The sequence below is a fragment of the Agarivorans sp. 2_MG-2023 genome (assembly GCF_030548085.1).
In the GTDB taxonomy this organism is placed as follows: Bacteria; Pseudomonadota; Gammaproteobacteria; order Enterobacterales; family Celerinatantimonadaceae; genus Agarivorans.
This window is the reverse complement of record NZ_JAUORQ010000014.1, coordinates 80,466-95,253: the sequence shown is the minus strand read 5'-3', so window position 1 is coordinate 95,253 and position 14,788 is coordinate 80,466. Positions and strand designations below refer to the sequence as shown.

Sequence of the window (14,788 nt, the reverse complement as noted above, 5' to 3'; positions counted from 1 at the left end):
AGCTTAGAGGCTGGATTAATCACTCAGAGGGTGTTTATGAAGTTATGTTCGGTAGAGCGGGTTTGGGATGAAGGGGAACACAATGCCTTTACCGATCTCTGCGAGTTTAAACAGGCCCTGTGGTTATGCTTTCGCGAAGCCGAAGGGCACGTGAGTGATGAAGGCGATATTCGTATTCTTCGTCGAGGCTATGATGAAAACGATTTTAGCTCAGCAGCCTTGATTCACATTGATGGCATAGACCTACGTGACCCAAAGCTAGTGCAAAGCCCCGATGGCCGATTATTATTAACCTGCGCCGGAGTGAATCGTAGCAGCGAAAGGTTTGACCTACAAAGCTTCACCGCGTGGTCTGATGATGGTAGTACCTGGTCTAAACTATGTGCCCAAGGTGATGCCAATATGTGGTTGTGGCGAAGCCGCTATTTAGCCGATGGTGCTTACTCGGTGGCGTATAACTACAGCTTAGATAAAGTGAGCTTATATAAAATGGATGCTGCTGGTGATTACCAAATGCATTTAGACCCGCTATTTAGCCTAGCCCAAAACGGCTTGGCTTATCCTAACGAGCACGACTTGAGTTTGTTAGACGACGGCGCTGCTTTGTGTTTACTGCGTCGTGACAAAGACAGTGGCACCGGCCAGCTAGGTTATGCCAAACCGCCTTATTTGGATTGGCAGTGGCAGGATCTAGGTGTTCCTATTGGTGGGCCAGCCATGCTTAAATTAGACGATGGGCGTTTGTTATGCGCGGTACGTTTATATCAACCGGTGCGTACCAGTTTGTGCTGGTTAGATGCCGACCAAGGAAAGTTGAATGAGGTACAAGTGCTGCCATCTGATGGCGATACTAGTTACCCCGGCTTGGTGCAGCAAGGCAATGCGATATATTGCAGTTACTATTCTAGCCATGAGGATAAAACAGCCATTTATCTGGCCGAATTAGATTTAAGCCAAGATTAGCGCTGACCGCAATGAACAAAAAAAGGCAGCCCTAGGCTGCCTTTTTAATGCTAGTTTGCTTAAAAAGTATAACCGAAACCAAAGGCTGCAATACCACCTTTGCTGTCGTAAAAGGTGATGTTTGAGTCGGTATTGTTATAACCACCTAATACGTTGAACATGGTGTTCTTCCAACCAAAAGGTTCGTTGTAAACGTAAATACCAAACAAGGACACTTTGTCATCTTTTTGGGTTTGATTATCAAACACTGGATTAGCACCAGAAAATTTAGTTTGGCCGTATTCAGCATTTAAGGTGAATACATTAGGGCCAGAGCGGTAAATACTGGTTAAACGTAGAGTGTATTGGTCGAAGTCGTTAGCGTCACCGTCGGCTTTGGCGGTGGTGTAAGCCACCGCAGGTGCTAAGAACCACTTGCGAGACAGCGGAACAAAGGTTTCGGCAATGATACGGTGCAGGTTGGCATTTCGTCTAAGCGAAGCAATTTGAGTGTCAGACAAGTTTAAGGCGGAATTTGTACCACTTTGCTCGTTGTCTACAGTACGTTTTGCGTACACGTATTCAAGCGTTAAGGGGCCATCGGCTATGGCTTCATATCGAACTCGACCACCTTGGTAGTTCTCATCGGTTTTTTGGCGAGCTGCGCCAACCAAATAAGGGTCTGCCCAAGTGTCGTTAAGTAAGGGAAGTTCTGGGAAGTAGGCGGCAGTAATTTTGCTGCGGTCGCTAATTGCGCGGGTATACCCTAATTCGTATTGGAATTGAGCTCGGCCCAAATTCTCGCGGCTGTTACCTAAGAAGAATTGGTTCTTTAGATCTTCGGTGGTGTATTCCACTCGTAATAGCGGATAAACAATTGCCGAGCTAGAGCTCTTACCATTGTTTGTTAAATCATCGGTTATTTGATTGTCGTCATCAGTTGAGAATTGGTTCTGACCGCTAACATAACCCACGTTGAGGTTAATGGTGGCAGACCAACCCGGCTCTTCAGCTAAAGGGCGAGCATCGGCAGTGAAACTAAACAACATACTACAACAGAGCAGCGAGCTTACTCGTTTAAACATTAGTCACATCCTTGTATCGGGGCATTAGAGTTAATTCATCAATGTGGATTAACTCTGTCTACGCGTCAAACCGTTAAATAGATCAGTAATTTGTTACTCTACAATAACTTAAGCTAACAGCTTTGTAACAGCAATATTTGTTGAGCTTGTTATTAGTGTATTAAATATAGATGAACTGCCGTAGCACGTTGGCTTTTTTATTACGGGGTGAGTCACTAAGCGCAACAAACAAAAACAGAGCGGCTGGCGCTCTGTTTATTACGGATGATTAGCGGAGGTTAGTCGAGTTCTGAAAACAAGCCGCGGTCGAAGGTTTTTTCACAGTAATGGCATTTTAACTTAATGTCTTGCTGCTGATGGCGCACATAAAAGTTACTGTCGATAGGCTCGTTATGGCTAATGCAATTGCTATTAGGGCAGGCAAACACACCTTTTACTTGCTCAGGTGTAGAAACATGAAATTTACGTACTACTTCAAAATCTTCAATTAAGTTAATGGTCGCGTTGGGCGCAAACAAGGCTAGCTGATTGGCTTGGTTCTCATCAAATACGGTGTTCTCTACCTTAATTAAGTCTTTTTGCTGCTGCTCGCCGCTTGGCAGGTTAAGCCCTACGGTAATTCGTTCTTGAGCGGCCGATAGTTGGAAAAACTTAAGAATTTTGATGCCTTGACCGGCTGGTACGTGATCAATAACGGTGCCGTGAGCAATGGCTTCTACTTGCAACTTCTTCTTCATTATTGAGCTCCAAATTCGTTAGTCATCACCAAGGCGAGCAGCGCTTGTCGAGCATAAACACCGTTTTCTGCTTGTTCAAAGTAGTAAGCGTAAGGAGTGGTGTCTACATCGGTGGTGATTTCATCCACGCGTGGCAATGGGTGCAAGATTTTTAAGTTGTCTTTCACTTGTTTCAGCATGTCTGCGCGCAAGATGAAGCTTGATTTCATATGCTGGTATTCGGTTTCGTCAAAGCGCTCTTTTTGTACTCGGGTCATATACAAAATATCGAGTTCGTCTACCACTTCTTCAATGCTGTCGTGCAAGCTGTATTTGATTTCACGGGCATTTAATTCTTCAATAATGTAGTCAGGCATCGCCAGCGCTTTGGGCGCAATAAAGTAAAACTCGCAACCAAATAGCGATAAAGCTTGAGTGAGGGAGTGTACAGTGCGGCCATATTTTAAATCGCCAACAAAAGCGACTTTTAAGCCTTCTAATGACCCTTGGGTTTCGTAAATGGTGAATAGATCGAGCAAGGTTTGCGTAGGGTGCTGGTTAGAACCGTCGCCGCCATTAATTACCGGAACACTGGAGAATTCACTGGCTAAGCGTGCTGCGCCTTCTTGGGGATGGCGCATGAAAAAAGCATCACTATAAGAAGAAATTACTTTTACTGAATCAACCAGGGTTTCGCCTTTTTTACCCAGCGAGGTATTTCCACCATCGGCAAAGCCGATTACGCTGCCGCCTAAACGTTGTACTGCGGTTTCAAAAGATAAACGTGTACGAGTCGAAGCCTCAAAAAAACAGCTAGCCACCACTTTGTTTTTTAGTAGCTCGGGACGGGGTTGTTGTTTAATGCTTTGGGCGGTGTCGACGATTAACTCAAGTTCCTGACGGGAAAAATCAGGGATAGAGATAATGTGCTTTTGATAAAGCGGGTTGTTCATGCTCGCAGATCCTAATCCGATGTGAAATCGGAACGGAATTATATCAGCGAGCAGAGCCAGTGAATATGATCTTAATAAGGAATACTAAGATTATTTGCAAATAGCGCCTAGATTAGGCGTATTGGCTGCTTTTACGCTCGCGATAATCTTGACAATCAATGCAGTAACGCGATTCTGGTCGTGCATTTAATCGAGCCGAGCTAATGTCTTCACCACAACCTTCACAAAAGCCATAGTCTTTTTCTTCGATACGGCGTAGCGCATCTTTAATGCTTTTAACGTGGGCGATGTCGTGCTGACGACGATTTAGCTGCAGTTGCTGAGACTCTTCTTGGTTGGCTCGATCGACATCGTCGCCAGAATCTTCTTTGTCTTTAAATAGCTGACTGTCTTGCTCTAGGCGCTGTTGAGTTTCGTTAAGTTGCTCGACGAGCTGCAGACGAATGGTCTCTATTTGTTGATCGCTAATCATTGTTTTGAATGTCTTCCTTCCTATTGTGTTAAACGCGGTCCTTACCTTGTTGCCACGTGATTAACTCAAAAAATTAGTTAATCGCCAATTTTACCGAGGTGTAAAGGCTTTTCAAAGAGCTTTTTTGGATAATTGTTAGCCAGCTAGCACTTGGGTTTCAATTAATTACCCGTTACTATCGCGCTCAGTTTCTTTACTGAGCAAAATCGAGTGTTTTGTCAGTGATAAAACGGCATCTGCACTAAACTAATAAATAGATAACCACAGTGATTTAAGTATCACGCCATAATGAGGATTGCATGAGTGAATAGAATAAACATGCTGCTAGTTAGCCTATTAGCTTTGGCCACCAGCGGAGTAATAGCTCAAGAAGAGAAAGTACTAAATGTTTACAATTGGACTGAGTACATTGCTGAAGACACTATCGCCGAGTTTGAAAAAGAAACTGGTATTAAGGTGGTTTACGATGTATTTGATTCCAACGAAGTATTAGAAGCCAAGTTGCTATCGGGCAGCACCGGTTTTGATATTGTTTCACCATCGCATGACTTTTACGGTCGCCAAATTACGGCAGGGGTTTATCAAAAACTAGACCGTAGCAAGTTAAGCAACTGGGACAATTTGGATCCTAAGCTACTGGCCACGCTAGAAAGTTTTGACCCAGGTAATCAATACGGTATTCCTTATATGTGGGGAACTACGGGTATTGGTTACAACGTAAATAAAGTAAAAGAGATTTTAGGTGAAGATGCCGACCTTAATTCTTGGTCTTTAGTCTTTGACCCAGAGAACGCCGCTAAACTTAGCCAGTGTGGCATTGCTTTCTTGGATGCTCCTAGCGAAGTTGTGGCCGCGATGCTTAATTACATGGACAAAGATCCAAACAGTGCTAAGCAGAGTGATTACAAAGGCGAGATTGAAACGCTGATGGAGCAACTTCGCCCCAGCATTCGCTACTTCCATAGTTCGCAATACATTAATGATTTAGCCAGCGGTGACATTTGTGTGGCGATTGGTTGGTCTGGTGATGTGTTAATGGCCGGTGATCGCGCTGCTGAGGCCGACAACGGCGTAGAGCTTGAGTACATTATTCCTAAAGAGGGCGCTGGCGTGTGGTTTGATATGTTTGCCATTCCAAAAGATGCTAAACACCCAGAGAACGCTCACGCTTTTATTAACTATGTATTGCGCCCAGAAGTGATTGCTAAGGTGACTGACTTTGTTTGGTACGCTAACCCAAACACTAAAGCTACCGCTTTAATTGACCCTGAGATTGCCGCTCACCAAGGGATTTACCCTAGTGAAGAAGCTTCTGAGCATTTATACGGTTTTGTGGCTGTGCCACCAAAAGTAGAACGTACTCGTACGCGTTTATGGACCAAGTTTAAATCTGGCCGTTAAGTTTTAGTGATTTGTAAGTATAAAAAAACCAGCCCTTAGGCTGGTTTTTTTATTGCGGGAAGTACTTAGTCTAGCTGAGGGCCAGCAGCAACCAGTGCTTTACCTTCGGCATTATCAGTGTACTTATCGAAGTTATTGATAAAGCGTTGGGCTAGGTCGTCTGCTTTGCTTTGCCATTGCAGAGGATCTTGGTAAGTATCACGAGGATCCAAAATCTCTGTGTCTGCGCCGGGTAGGCTAGTAGGGATTTCCAAATTAAATACTGGCAATTGTTTAGTTTCTTGTTGCTCGATAGAGCCGTCAAGAATGGCGTCAATAATTGCGCGAGTATCTTGAATGGAAATACGTTTGCCTGTGCCGTTCCAACCCGTATTCACTAGGTAAGCTTCTGCGCCGGCTGCTTCCATGCGTTTTACTAGTACTTCTGCATACTTAGTAGGGTGCAAGGTAAGGAAGGCCGCTCCAAAACATGCTGAGAAAGTAGGTGTTGGCTCGGTAATGCCACGCTCAGTACCGGCAAGTTTGGCGGTAAAGCCAGACAAGAAGTGGTACTTAGTTTGCTCAGGCGTTAGCTTAGCAACGGGCGGCAATACGCCAAAGGCATCAGCGGTTAAGAAGATCACTTTTTTAGCATGACCCGCTTTGGAAACAGGCTTAACAATGTTTTCAATGTGATTGATAGGGTAAGACACCCGAGTATTCTCGGTTTTAGACCCATCATCGTAGTTCACACTACCATCATTGCGAACGGTGACGTTTTCTAATAATGCGTCACGTTTAATGGCATTGTAAATGTCAGGCTCAGCTTCTTTGCTTAGTTTAATGGTTTTAGCGTAACAACCCCCTTCAAAGTTAAATACGCCTTCGTCATCCCAGCCGTGCTCATCATCACCAATCAGCTCGCGCTTAGGATCGGTAGACAGGGTTGTTTTACCTGTACCAGATAAACCAAAGAAGATAGCGGTGTCACCGTCTTTGCCAACGTTGGCAGAACAGTGCATTGACGCCATGCCATTAAGAGGAAGGTAGTAGTTCATCATGGCGAACATACCTTTCTTCATTTCGCCGCCATACCAAGTACCACCAATCACTTGCATTTTTTCGGTCATGTTGAAAACGGTAAAGTTTTCTGAGTTTAGACCCTGTTCTTTCCATTTCTTGTTGGTGGTTTTAGAACCGTTCATTACTACAAAGTCAGGCTCATAGTCTTCTAACTCTGCGGCAGTAGGACGAATGAACATGTTGGTAACAAAGTGAGCTTGCCAAGCAACTTCAACAATAAAACGTACTTTTAAGCGAGTATCAGGGTTAGCACCACAAAAGGTGTCTACCACAAATAAACGTTTGCCAGAGAGTTGATCCGTAACGGTTTTTTTAAGGTCGGCCCAAACCGAAGGATCAATGGGTTTATTGTCGTTCTTGGCTTGTTCAGAGGTCCACCACATGCTGTCGCGGGTGGAATCATCAAGCACAATGTATTTATCTTTTGGGGAACGCCCAGTAAAAATCCCGGTATCAACGGCAACGGCACCTGATTCGGTGACAATTCCACGTTCGTAGCCGGTGAGTTCGGGGCGAGTTTCTTCCTTGAAGAGTTGTTGGTATGAGGGGTTGTACACCACGTCCGACACGTCTTTGATGCCGTATTGAGCCAGGTCGATAACCTGATCTTTTTCTGCAACGTCAAGCATAGCAGTCTCCTGTAGGTAGAGAGGTAAGATTTAATTTTATATTTTTATTGGTGTTGGCTTCGATTCTATCCCTTTAGTGGTACCAAAAAGAGAGGGTCGTCAAATTACCAGTACTTTTCTTATGGTTATTAGAGTTGTATCTAGGAAATGCGATTGACACCGCATTTCCTGAGGTCAGTTTAATGAATTTTGGCAGGGTTTGTCGATATATTGCGCGTGAAAATGTTTTCAACGTCGGCTTCGTTAAATTTATAGTCATGTCCACAGTAGTCACAATGCATCGAAATATGGCCGCGTTCATGGCAAATTTCGAGCAATTCTTTGTGGTCGATGTTACTTAATGCTGTTTCACAGCGCTCTTTTGAACAGCTGCATTTAAATATCACATCTTGTGGTTCATACACACGTACTTGATGTTCGTGGTAGAGGCGATACAGCAATTGCTCGGCGTCTAATTCAAAGCTTTCTTGGGCTGTAGTGGTTTCACTGAGGGTTTTAATTAACTCAAAGTGTTCTGCGTCTTCATCTTTGCTGGCTGGCAGCGCTTGCAGGAATAAGCCACTGGCATGTGGGCGGCCATCAAACATGCCGGTGAATAACCAAATGCGGGTATTTAACTGCTCTGATTGCTGAAAGTAACTTTCGATACTGGCCGCAACACCTTGTGGGTCAATTTCTACAATGCCTTGGTAACGTTCGCCCTTAGCTGGGGTAATCGTAATGACAATATGGCCATTGCCCACTAAGTCGGTAAAGCTGATTTGTGGGTCGATGTTATCGCTGTAACGCGCTACGCCACGCATCTCTTGTTGGTCGGTGCCGCTGACTGCAAGCACACTTAGCGGACCATCGCCTTGCAGTTGTACGGTAATGTCGCCTTCAAACTTAAGAGTGGCGGTCAGTAAGCAAGTTGCCGCGAGTAATTCACCTAATAGGTTTTGGATTGGCGCTGGGTAGTTTTGTTGTTCGACGATTTCTTGGTAGCTTTGCTGCAACTGCACGAGTTCGCCACGTAGATTGTAATCTTCGAATAAGTAACGATTGAGTATGTCTTGCTTCATGTTTAGGCCTGACTATTGTTGTTTAAACTGAATGATCTTCCGACGCTGTTTTTTATCAGGTCGACGTTCTGGGCTAGTATTCTGCGCCATGAGTTTTCGTTGCATTGCAAATTGTTCGCGTTTTTTAACGCTGTCTTCGGTTTCTAGGTAAAGCAATTGTGCTTGTGGCGCGGGGCCTCGTTTGTCACTGAGTTGCTGTACTAGCACTTCTATTTGTTGCTGGCCTTGCCATAAAGTTATGGTTGCGCCAACTTCTACGCTGCGGCTGGGTTTACAACGTTGCTGGTTATAGTGCACTTTGCCACCCATCACCATGTCGCGTGCAAGCCCTCGAGTTTTGTAAAATCGAGCGGCCCATAACCACTTGTCAATGCGCGGTTGTTGCTTGTTAGAGTTTTGTGAATTCATGCTAAGTCTTAGCTGGCTTATATATTATCTATTAAATTATATCAGTTTTATGCGGGCTAGCTATGTCTTGGATTAGTGCGTTATCCAGCAGAAAACTGATAAAAGTGCAATTAAATGCAAAATTTACACTTGCAGCACTTGTTCTACGCATAACTCCCTTTAGAATGAAGAACCCTCTAAATGAGGCGGTTTGCCATAGTTTTTTCATAAGGATGATCGAGAATCGGTTAACGATGACAGATGTATTATAACGAATAAATGGATATTAACTCTTTTTCAGCTCAGTTTGCTCGATACGTTCCTTCTCAAAAGAGCAGCGTGTTTATCACATTATTATTGATGTGTTTAGCCGCTTATCAGTTGGCTTCAATTACGTGGTTATTAGTGCCAACTAAATCGCAATCCTTTCGCTGGGTTCCGCAGCCAGTTGATACGGTTAGCACTCAGTCTAAAGTTGATCTGGACAGCTTAACTAAACAGCATTTGTTTGGTGAATACCAAGCAAAGAAAACGGTTAAGAAGGTGGTTACGCCGTCTTCGACTGATGCACCTAAAACCTCATTAAAACTTACCCTTTCTGGATTGGTGGCGAGTAGCGACCAATCAAAAGCCTTAGCGATTGTAGAGCACAAAGGCAAGCAGCAAACCTACGGCATCGAAGAGTCGATAAAAGGGACTCAGGCTGTCATAAAAGAGATCCAAACCGACCGTATTATATTGTTGCACCGTGGTGTCTATGAGAGTTTGTTACTTGATCCTGAAATCAAACGCTCGCAAGCCCGTGCAAATGCAAATAATGCCAAGCGCAACACCCGTAAACCTAGCGATGAGACTGCCAAGGTTGATGTGAAAGAAGTATTAAAAGACCCTTCTAAATTAACCGATTACATTCGTATTTCGCCGGTTCGTAAAGATGGTGCCTTAAGCGGTTACCGGGTTAATCCTGGTAAAAATGCTGCCTTATTTAAACAAGTGGGTTTAAAAGCTAATGATTTAGCGGTTGCCCTTAATGGATATGACCTGCGTGATAACGCGCAAGCAATGCAAGTGATGCAAGAAATGGCCGAGTTAACGGATATTACGGTAACCGTAGAACGTAACGGCCAGTTGCAGGATGTGTTGTTCAGCCTGCCAGATGAATAGTACCGGAGATTTATTTAACATGAAGTTGCAAGCATTACGCTTTGTTCGCCGCAGCCTTGTTGGCCTAATTGGATTAGGTCTTTGCGGAATGGTGAGTGCCACCGAGTATTCGGCAAATTTTAAAGGCGCAGATATAAGTGAGTTCATCACCACGGTTGGGCGTAATCTCAATAAAACCATTATTGTCGATCCGGCGGTGCGCGGTAAGGTTAACGTTCGCAGTTACGACTTACTTACCGAAGAGCAGTACTATCAATTTTTCTTAAGTGTTTTAGATGTTTACGGCTTCGCGGTGATTGACATGCCTAATGGCGTCACCAAAGTTGTTCGTGCTAAAGACGCTAAAGCTGGCGCGATTCCGGTTGTTGATCGAGACGATCAAGCCATTGGCGATGAAATGGTGACGCGTGTTGTTGCGGTTAAAAATGTATCGGTACGAGAGCTCGCTCCGTTATTACGTCAGCTAAACGATAACGCGGGTGGCGGTAACGTGGTGCATTACGACCCTTCCAACGTCATTATGCTTACCGGTCGTGCCGCAGTAGTAAATCGCTTGGTGGAAATTATTCGTCGCGTGGATAAAGCTGGTGACCAAGAAGTTGATATTATTCGCCTTAAATTCGCCTCAGCCGGTGAGCTTGTGCGAATTATTGAATCATTAACCGCGAGTACTGGCGGCAAAGGCGCAGCAGCCAGTTTGCTGATTCCTAAAGTTGTCGCCGATGAGCGTACAAACAGTATAGTTGTTTCAGGTGAGCCAAGTGCCCGTGCCCGCATCGTCCGTTTAGTCGCTAAGTTAGATAGCGAGTTAGAAACCTACGGCAATACACGGGTGTTTTATCTGAAATATGCCAAAGCCGCCGACCTTGTGGACGTACTAAAAGGTGTGAGTGAAACTGTGGCTGCAGAAGCCGCTGGTGGTGGCAAGAAAACCAATAGTAGTAGCTCGCGCGGCAATTTCTCTATTGAAGCGCATGAAGACACCAATACCTTGGTGATTACCGCTCAACCTGACAACATGCGTACTTTGGAAGGGGTAATTAATCAGCTTGATATTCGCCGCGCCCAAGTCAACGTGGAAGCGATTATTGTTGAAGTGGCCGAAGGCGACGGTATTAGCCTTGGTGTACAGTGGGCGACTAAAGCTGGTGGTACTCAATTTAACGATGCTGGTGTATCAATCAGTGAAATTGGTGCTGGTATCTACGATGCCCAACCTACAGAGGGTACAACCATTATCAGTGGTTCTGGTGACAACCAAAACACCACCATTAACCCTGATACTCCAGGAGATATCTCTGGTCTAGCCAGCGCATTGGCTAAAATCTCTGGCGCAGCCTTTGGTTTTTATGGCGCCGATTGGGGAGTGTTAGTCCAAGCTGCGGCAAACGATTCTCGCTCTAACTTGCTAGCAACGCCGTCTATTACCACTTTGGACAACAAAGAGGCCTTCTTTACTGTAGGTGAAGAGGTACCTGTACTAACAGGTTCAGCGTCAAGCAGCAGTAACGATAATCCTTTCACTACGGTTGACCGTAAAGAAGTGGGTATCAAACTAAAAGTAACCCCACAAATTAACGAAGGTAATGCGGTTCAACTTACCATTGAGCAGGAAGTCTCAAAGGTACAGGGTCAAACTTCAGTAGACGTTGTATTTGCTAAACGCCAATTACAAACCACAGTGTTAGTAGACAGCGGCGATACGATTGTTTTAGGTGGATTGTTAGACGACCAAATTGAAGAGAGTGAATCAAAGGTACCACTATTGGGTGATATTCCAGTATTAGGGCACTTGTTCCGTTCAACTAACTCAAAGAAAGTTAAACGCAACTTAATGATTTTCATTCGTCCAACCATCATTCGTGACTCAGTGACGATGCAAAATATTAGCTCGCGCAAGTACAGCCAAATTCGCGCTCAGCAGTTGTTGCGTGAAGAGCTAGGTGTAGCGCTAATGCCAGAAACCAAAGTACCGGTATTACCAGAGTTCAATTCAACTGACGATGTATCTCCTGAAGTACAAGAATACATTGACTTTTTGAAAGAAAAGAATGAGCGCTTAAAGAAAGAAGAAGCCGATAAAGCCGCTAAAGAGGCTGAAGCAAACAAAGAGCAAGTGAGTGCCGAGTAATGGACTTAGATGCTGAGCTAAATGTATTAGAAGATGAGAAAGCGCTAGTGTCAGACACCCCGCATATGGAGGGTGTTGAAGGCTGGCAGCTGCCTTATGTATTTGCTAAGTCTTACGGTGTAATGCTTGAGAAACAACAAGATGCTTGGCGGGTTTATCATAATTCTAAGGTTGAGCTTGAAGCTTTGCTGGAGATCCGCCGAGTATTAAAGCAAGAGTTTGCCTGTGAAGCCTTGTCTGATGATGATTTTGAACAGCGCCTTACCGAAGGTTATCAACGAGACTCTTCGCAAGCACGTCAGTTAATGGAAGATATCGGCAACGATATGGACTTTTATACCTTGGCGGAAGAGCTACCAGAAAACGAAGACTTGCTAGAAACCGAAGACGACGCGCCAATCATTAAATTGATTAACGCGATGTTAGCCGAAGCGATTAAAGAAGGGGCCAGTGATATTCACATTGAAACCTTTGAAGCGGCTTTAGTAATTCGATTCCGTATCGATGGTGTATTACGAGAAATTTTGCGCCCTCATCGTAAACTAGCGGCTTTGTTGGTTTCTCGTATCAAAGTAATGGCGCGTTTAGACATTGCTGAAAAACGGGTGCCGCAAGATGGCCGTATTTCTTTGCGTATTGCTGGTCGCGCTGTTGATGTGCGTGTATCTACCATGCCATCGAGCCATGGCGAGCGGGTAGTACTGCGTTTATTAGACAAGAATAACTCGCGACTGAAATTGGAAAGCTTAGGTTTAGCCGAGAATTACCGCGATATTATTAGCGATTTATTGAAAAAACCGCACGGCATTATTTTGGTTACTGGGCCTACCGGTTCCGGTAAAAGTACCACTTTGTACGCTGGCCTCAACGATATTAATACCAAAGACCGCAATATTCTTACCGTAGAAGATCCGGTTGAATTTAACATTGAGGGTATTGGTCAAACTCAGGTAAATACTAAAGTTGATATGACCTTTGCGCGTGGCTTACGCGCTATTTTGCGTCAAGATCCCGATGTGGTAATGATTGGTGAAATTCGAGATTTAGAAACCGCGCAAATTGCTGTTCAAGCCAGTTTAACCGGTCACTTGGTATTATCGACTCTTCACACCAATACCGCGATTGGGTCGGTGACCCGCTTACGCGATATGGGTGTAGAACCGTTCTTGTTATCTTCTAGTTTATTAGCTGTATTAGCTCAGCGCTTAGTGCGAACCTTATGCCGTGATTGCTGTGAAGCTCATGTAGTGAGTGAGCATGAGCATCAGCTGTTAGGCATTGCTAAAGATGCCACGGTTTATCGTCCAGTGGGTTGTGAAAGTTGTAACAATACTGGCTATCGTGGTCGAACTGGTATTCATGAGCTATTGCCCGTCACTGACGATGTTCGTGACATGATTCACTCGGGCAGTAGTGAACAAGAAATTGAAAATGCAGTGCGCTCATCTTGTCCTAGTATCCGCCAAGATGGGGTAAACAAGGTATTGAAGGGCATTACTAGTCTTGAAGAAGTATTGCGTGTTACCCGCGAAGGATAGTTAAAGTAATGCCAGCATTTGAGTATCAAGCCTTTAACCCAAAAGGCAAAAAGTCTACTGGCGTTCATGAGGCCGACACCGCGCGTCAAGTGCGGTCTTACTTACGTGAACAGGGGCTCACTCCGCTTAAAATTGAGCCCGTGGCAGAAAAAGCCAAAAAAGAGAGTAGTGGATTTCGCTTTAAGAGCAAAGTTAGCACCTCAGATTTGGCGCTGCTTACTCGCCAACTCGCCACCCTTGTTGCGGCAGCAATGCCTATTGAAGAATCGCTGAAAGCGGTAGGGCAGCAATGTGAAAAGCCCAAACTTAAAAGCATTATCTTAGGGGTTCGCTCTAAAGTTGTGGAAGGTTACAGCTTGGCCGACAGTATGGCTGAGTTTCCCGATGTCTTTGAAAAACTCTATTGTGCCATGGTGGCTGCGGGCGAAAAGTCGGGTCACTTAGACAAGGTACTTGATCGCTTAGCCGACTATACCGAGCAACGCCAAGCCATGCGTATGAAAACCATGCAAGCGCTTATTTACCCTGCGGTACTCACCTTTGTATGTTTAGCCGTCATCGCCATCTTACTCGTGTCGGTAGTACCAAAGGTGGTAGCTCAGTTTGAACACATGGGACAAGAGTTACCCAATGCTACTAAGTTCCTCATTTACGTTAGTGAATTGGTGAGTGACTACGGTTTGGTGTTTGTTTTGGGCAGCATGTTTGCCATGGTTGTGTGGCAGCGAATGCTGCAAAAAGACAAAGTACGCATGAAATGGCATCAGCGTATTTTAGGCATGCCAGTTGTGGGTAAAGTTAGTAAAGGTTTAAACACCGCGCGTTTTGCTCGTACTTTAAGTATTCTAAATGCCAGTGCAGTACCGTTGTTAGAAGGTATGGGCATTGCGGGCGAAGTACTGACTAACGATCATGCGCGTGCTCAAGTATTAGACGCAGCTTCTAAAGTTCGAGAGGGCAGTAGCTTGCACTCATCCTTAGAAGCCACCAAATTGTTTCCACCGATGATGTTACATATGATCGCCAGTGGTGAGCGTTCTGGCGAGTTAGAGGGTATGTTGGAGCGTGCTGCCGACAACCAAGACCGTCAGTTTGAAATGCAAGTAAACATAGCATTAGGGATATTCGAGCCTGCCTTGATTGTTACCATGGCAGGTATCGTGCTATTTATCGTAATGGCAATTTTATTGCCAATTTTGGAACTCAATAACATGGTTGGGCTATAGGCTTAACTGGTATTTCGGAGT

The 14,788-nt window shown here is 44.7% G+C and carries 13 protein-coding genes; 6 read left to right on the top strand and 7 right to left on the bottom strand.

The window, feature by feature from the left end; genetic code table 11:
- The first annotated feature begins 36 nt into the window (after positions 1-36).
- Positions 37-963, top strand: coding sequence for an exo-alpha-sialidase (locus Q4549_RS18695; protein ID WP_303553873.1), 927 nt, complete (start codon positions 37-39; stop codon positions 961-963).
- Positions 964-1,022: 59 nt separating this feature from the next.
- Here Q4549_RS18695 and Q4549_RS18690 read toward each other — a convergent pair whose 3' ends face one another.
- The 4 genes from Q4549_RS18690 to Q4549_RS18675 form a co-directional block, all read right to left on the bottom strand.
- Positions 1,023-2,027: a DUF2860 domain-containing protein gene (locus tag Q4549_RS18690; protein ID WP_303553874.1), complete on the bottom strand. Its 1,005-nt coding sequence runs from the start codon at positions 2,025-2,027 to the stop codon at positions 1,023-1,025.
- A 278-nt stretch (positions 2,028-2,305) separates the two neighbouring features.
- Positions 2,306-2,764 carry an aspartate carbamoyltransferase regulatory subunit gene (pyrI, locus tag Q4549_RS18685; protein WP_137674851.1) on the bottom strand — a complete coding sequence of 153 codons (459 nt, stop codon included), beginning with the start codon at positions 2,762-2,764 and terminating at the stop codon, positions 2,306-2,308.
- Positions 2,764-3,696 (bottom strand): aspartate carbamoyltransferase, encoded by a 933-nt coding sequence (pyrB, locus tag Q4549_RS18680; protein WP_303516311.1) that lies wholly within the window; start codon positions 3,694-3,696, stop codon positions 2,764-2,766. The genes pyrI and pyrB overlap by 1 nt, the downstream gene beginning before the upstream one ends.
- Before the next feature lie 112 nt (positions 3,697-3,808).
- A complete protein-coding gene (locus tag Q4549_RS18675) occupies positions 3,809-4,168 on the bottom strand; it encodes a TraR/DksA family transcriptional regulator (protein ID WP_137674849.1) in 360 nt (119 codons plus the stop codon).
- Positions 4,169-4,486: 318 nt separating this feature from the next.
- Here Q4549_RS18675 and Q4549_RS18670 point away from each other — a divergent pair, with 318 nt between their 5' ends.
- Positions 4,487-5,569: an extracellular solute-binding protein gene (locus Q4549_RS18670; RefSeq protein ID WP_137674857.1), complete on the top strand. Its 1,083-nt coding sequence runs from the start codon at positions 4,487-4,489 to the stop codon at positions 5,567-5,569.
- A 65-nt stretch (positions 5,570-5,634) separates the two neighbouring features.
- Here the strand turns inward: Q4549_RS18670 and pckA are convergent, their stop codons facing one another.
- The 3 genes from pckA to hslR form a co-directional block, all read right to left on the bottom strand.
- Positions 5,635-7,260 (bottom strand): phosphoenolpyruvate carboxykinase (ATP), encoded by a 1,626-nt coding sequence (gene pckA / locus Q4549_RS18665; RefSeq protein WP_137674848.1) that lies wholly within the window; start codon positions 7,258-7,260, stop codon positions 5,635-5,637.
- A gap of 179 nt (positions 7,261-7,439) precedes the next feature.
- A complete protein-coding gene (gene hslO / locus Q4549_RS18660) occupies positions 7,440-8,321 on the bottom strand; it encodes an Hsp33 family molecular chaperone HslO (protein ID WP_137674847.1) in 882 nt (293 codons plus the stop codon).
- 12 nt (positions 8,322-8,333) lie between these two features.
- Positions 8,334-8,729 carry a ribosome-associated heat shock protein Hsp15 gene (gene hslR, locus Q4549_RS18655; protein WP_137674846.1) on the bottom strand — a complete coding sequence of 132 codons (396 nt, stop codon included), beginning with the start codon at positions 8,727-8,729 and terminating at the stop codon, positions 8,334-8,336.
- 318 nt (positions 8,730-9,047) lie between these two features.
- Here hslR and gspC point away from each other — a divergent pair, with 318 nt between their 5' ends.
- From gspC to gspF, 4 genes are all read left to right on the top strand, one after another.
- Positions 9,048-9,872, top strand: a complete 825-nt coding sequence (gspC, locus tag Q4549_RS18650) for a type II secretion system protein GspC (RefSeq protein ID WP_303516306.1) — start codon at positions 9,048-9,050, stop codon at positions 9,870-9,872.
- An 88-nt stretch (positions 9,873-9,960) separates the two neighbouring features.
- Positions 9,961-12,003 carry a type II secretion system secretin GspD gene (gene gspD, locus Q4549_RS18645; protein WP_303553928.1) on the top strand — a complete coding sequence of 681 codons (2,043 nt, stop codon included), beginning with the start codon at positions 9,961-9,963 and terminating at the stop codon, positions 12,001-12,003.
- 65 nt (positions 12,004-12,068) lie between these two features.
- Positions 12,069-13,541, top strand: a complete 1,473-nt coding sequence (gspE, locus tag Q4549_RS18640) for a type II secretion system ATPase GspE (protein WP_161985205.1) — start codon at positions 12,069-12,071, stop codon at positions 13,539-13,541.
- Between the two features lie 8 nt (positions 13,542-13,549).
- Positions 13,550-14,767: a type II secretion system inner membrane protein GspF gene (gene gspF, locus Q4549_RS18635; protein ID WP_137674842.1), complete on the top strand. Its 1,218-nt coding sequence runs from the start codon at positions 13,550-13,552 to the stop codon at positions 14,765-14,767.
- Positions 14,768-14,788: the final 21 nt, after the last annotated feature.

Bases quoted from the DNA above. Each gene is read 5' to 3' on its own strand.
- Q4549_RS18695 (WP_303553873.1), top strand. From the start codon at position 37: ATGAAGTTATGTTCGGTAGAGCGGGTTTGGGATGAAGGGGAACACAAT.
- Q4549_RS18690 (WP_303553874.1), bottom strand. From the start codon at position 2,027: ATGTTTAAACGAGTAAGCTCGCTGCTCTGTTGTAGTATGTTGTTTAGT.
- pyrI (WP_137674851.1), bottom strand. From the start codon at position 2,764: ATGAAGAAGAAGTTGCAAGTAGAAGCCATTGCTCACGGCACCGTTATT.
- pyrB (WP_303516311.1), bottom strand. From the start codon at position 3,696: ATGAACAACCCGCTTTATCAAAAGCACATTATCTCTATCCCTGATTTT.
- Q4549_RS18675 (WP_137674849.1), bottom strand. From the start codon at position 4,168: ATGATTAGCGATCAACAAATAGAGACCATTCGTCTGCAGCTCGTCGAG.
- Q4549_RS18670 (WP_137674857.1), top strand. From the start codon at position 4,487: ATGCTGCTAGTTAGCCTATTAGCTTTGGCCACCAGCGGAGTAATAGCT.
- pckA (WP_137674848.1), bottom strand. From the start codon at position 7,260: ATGCTTGACGTTGCAGAAAAAGATCAGGTTATCGACCTGGCTCAATAC.
- hslO (WP_137674847.1), bottom strand. From the start codon at position 8,321: ATGAAGCAAGACATACTCAATCGTTACTTATTCGAAGATTACAATCTA.
- hslR (WP_137674846.1), bottom strand. From the start codon at position 8,729: ATGAATTCACAAAACTCTAACAAGCAACAACCGCGCATTGACAAGTGG.
- gspD (WP_303553928.1), top strand. From the start codon at position 9,961: ATGGTGAGTGCCACCGAGTATTCGGCAAATTTTAAAGGCGCAGATATA.
- gspE (WP_161985205.1), top strand. From the start codon at position 12,069: ATGGAGGGTGTTGAAGGCTGGCAGCTGCCTTATGTATTTGCTAAGTCT.
- gspF (WP_137674842.1), top strand. From the start codon at position 13,550: ATGCCAGCATTTGAGTATCAAGCCTTTAACCCAAAAGGCAAAAAGTCT.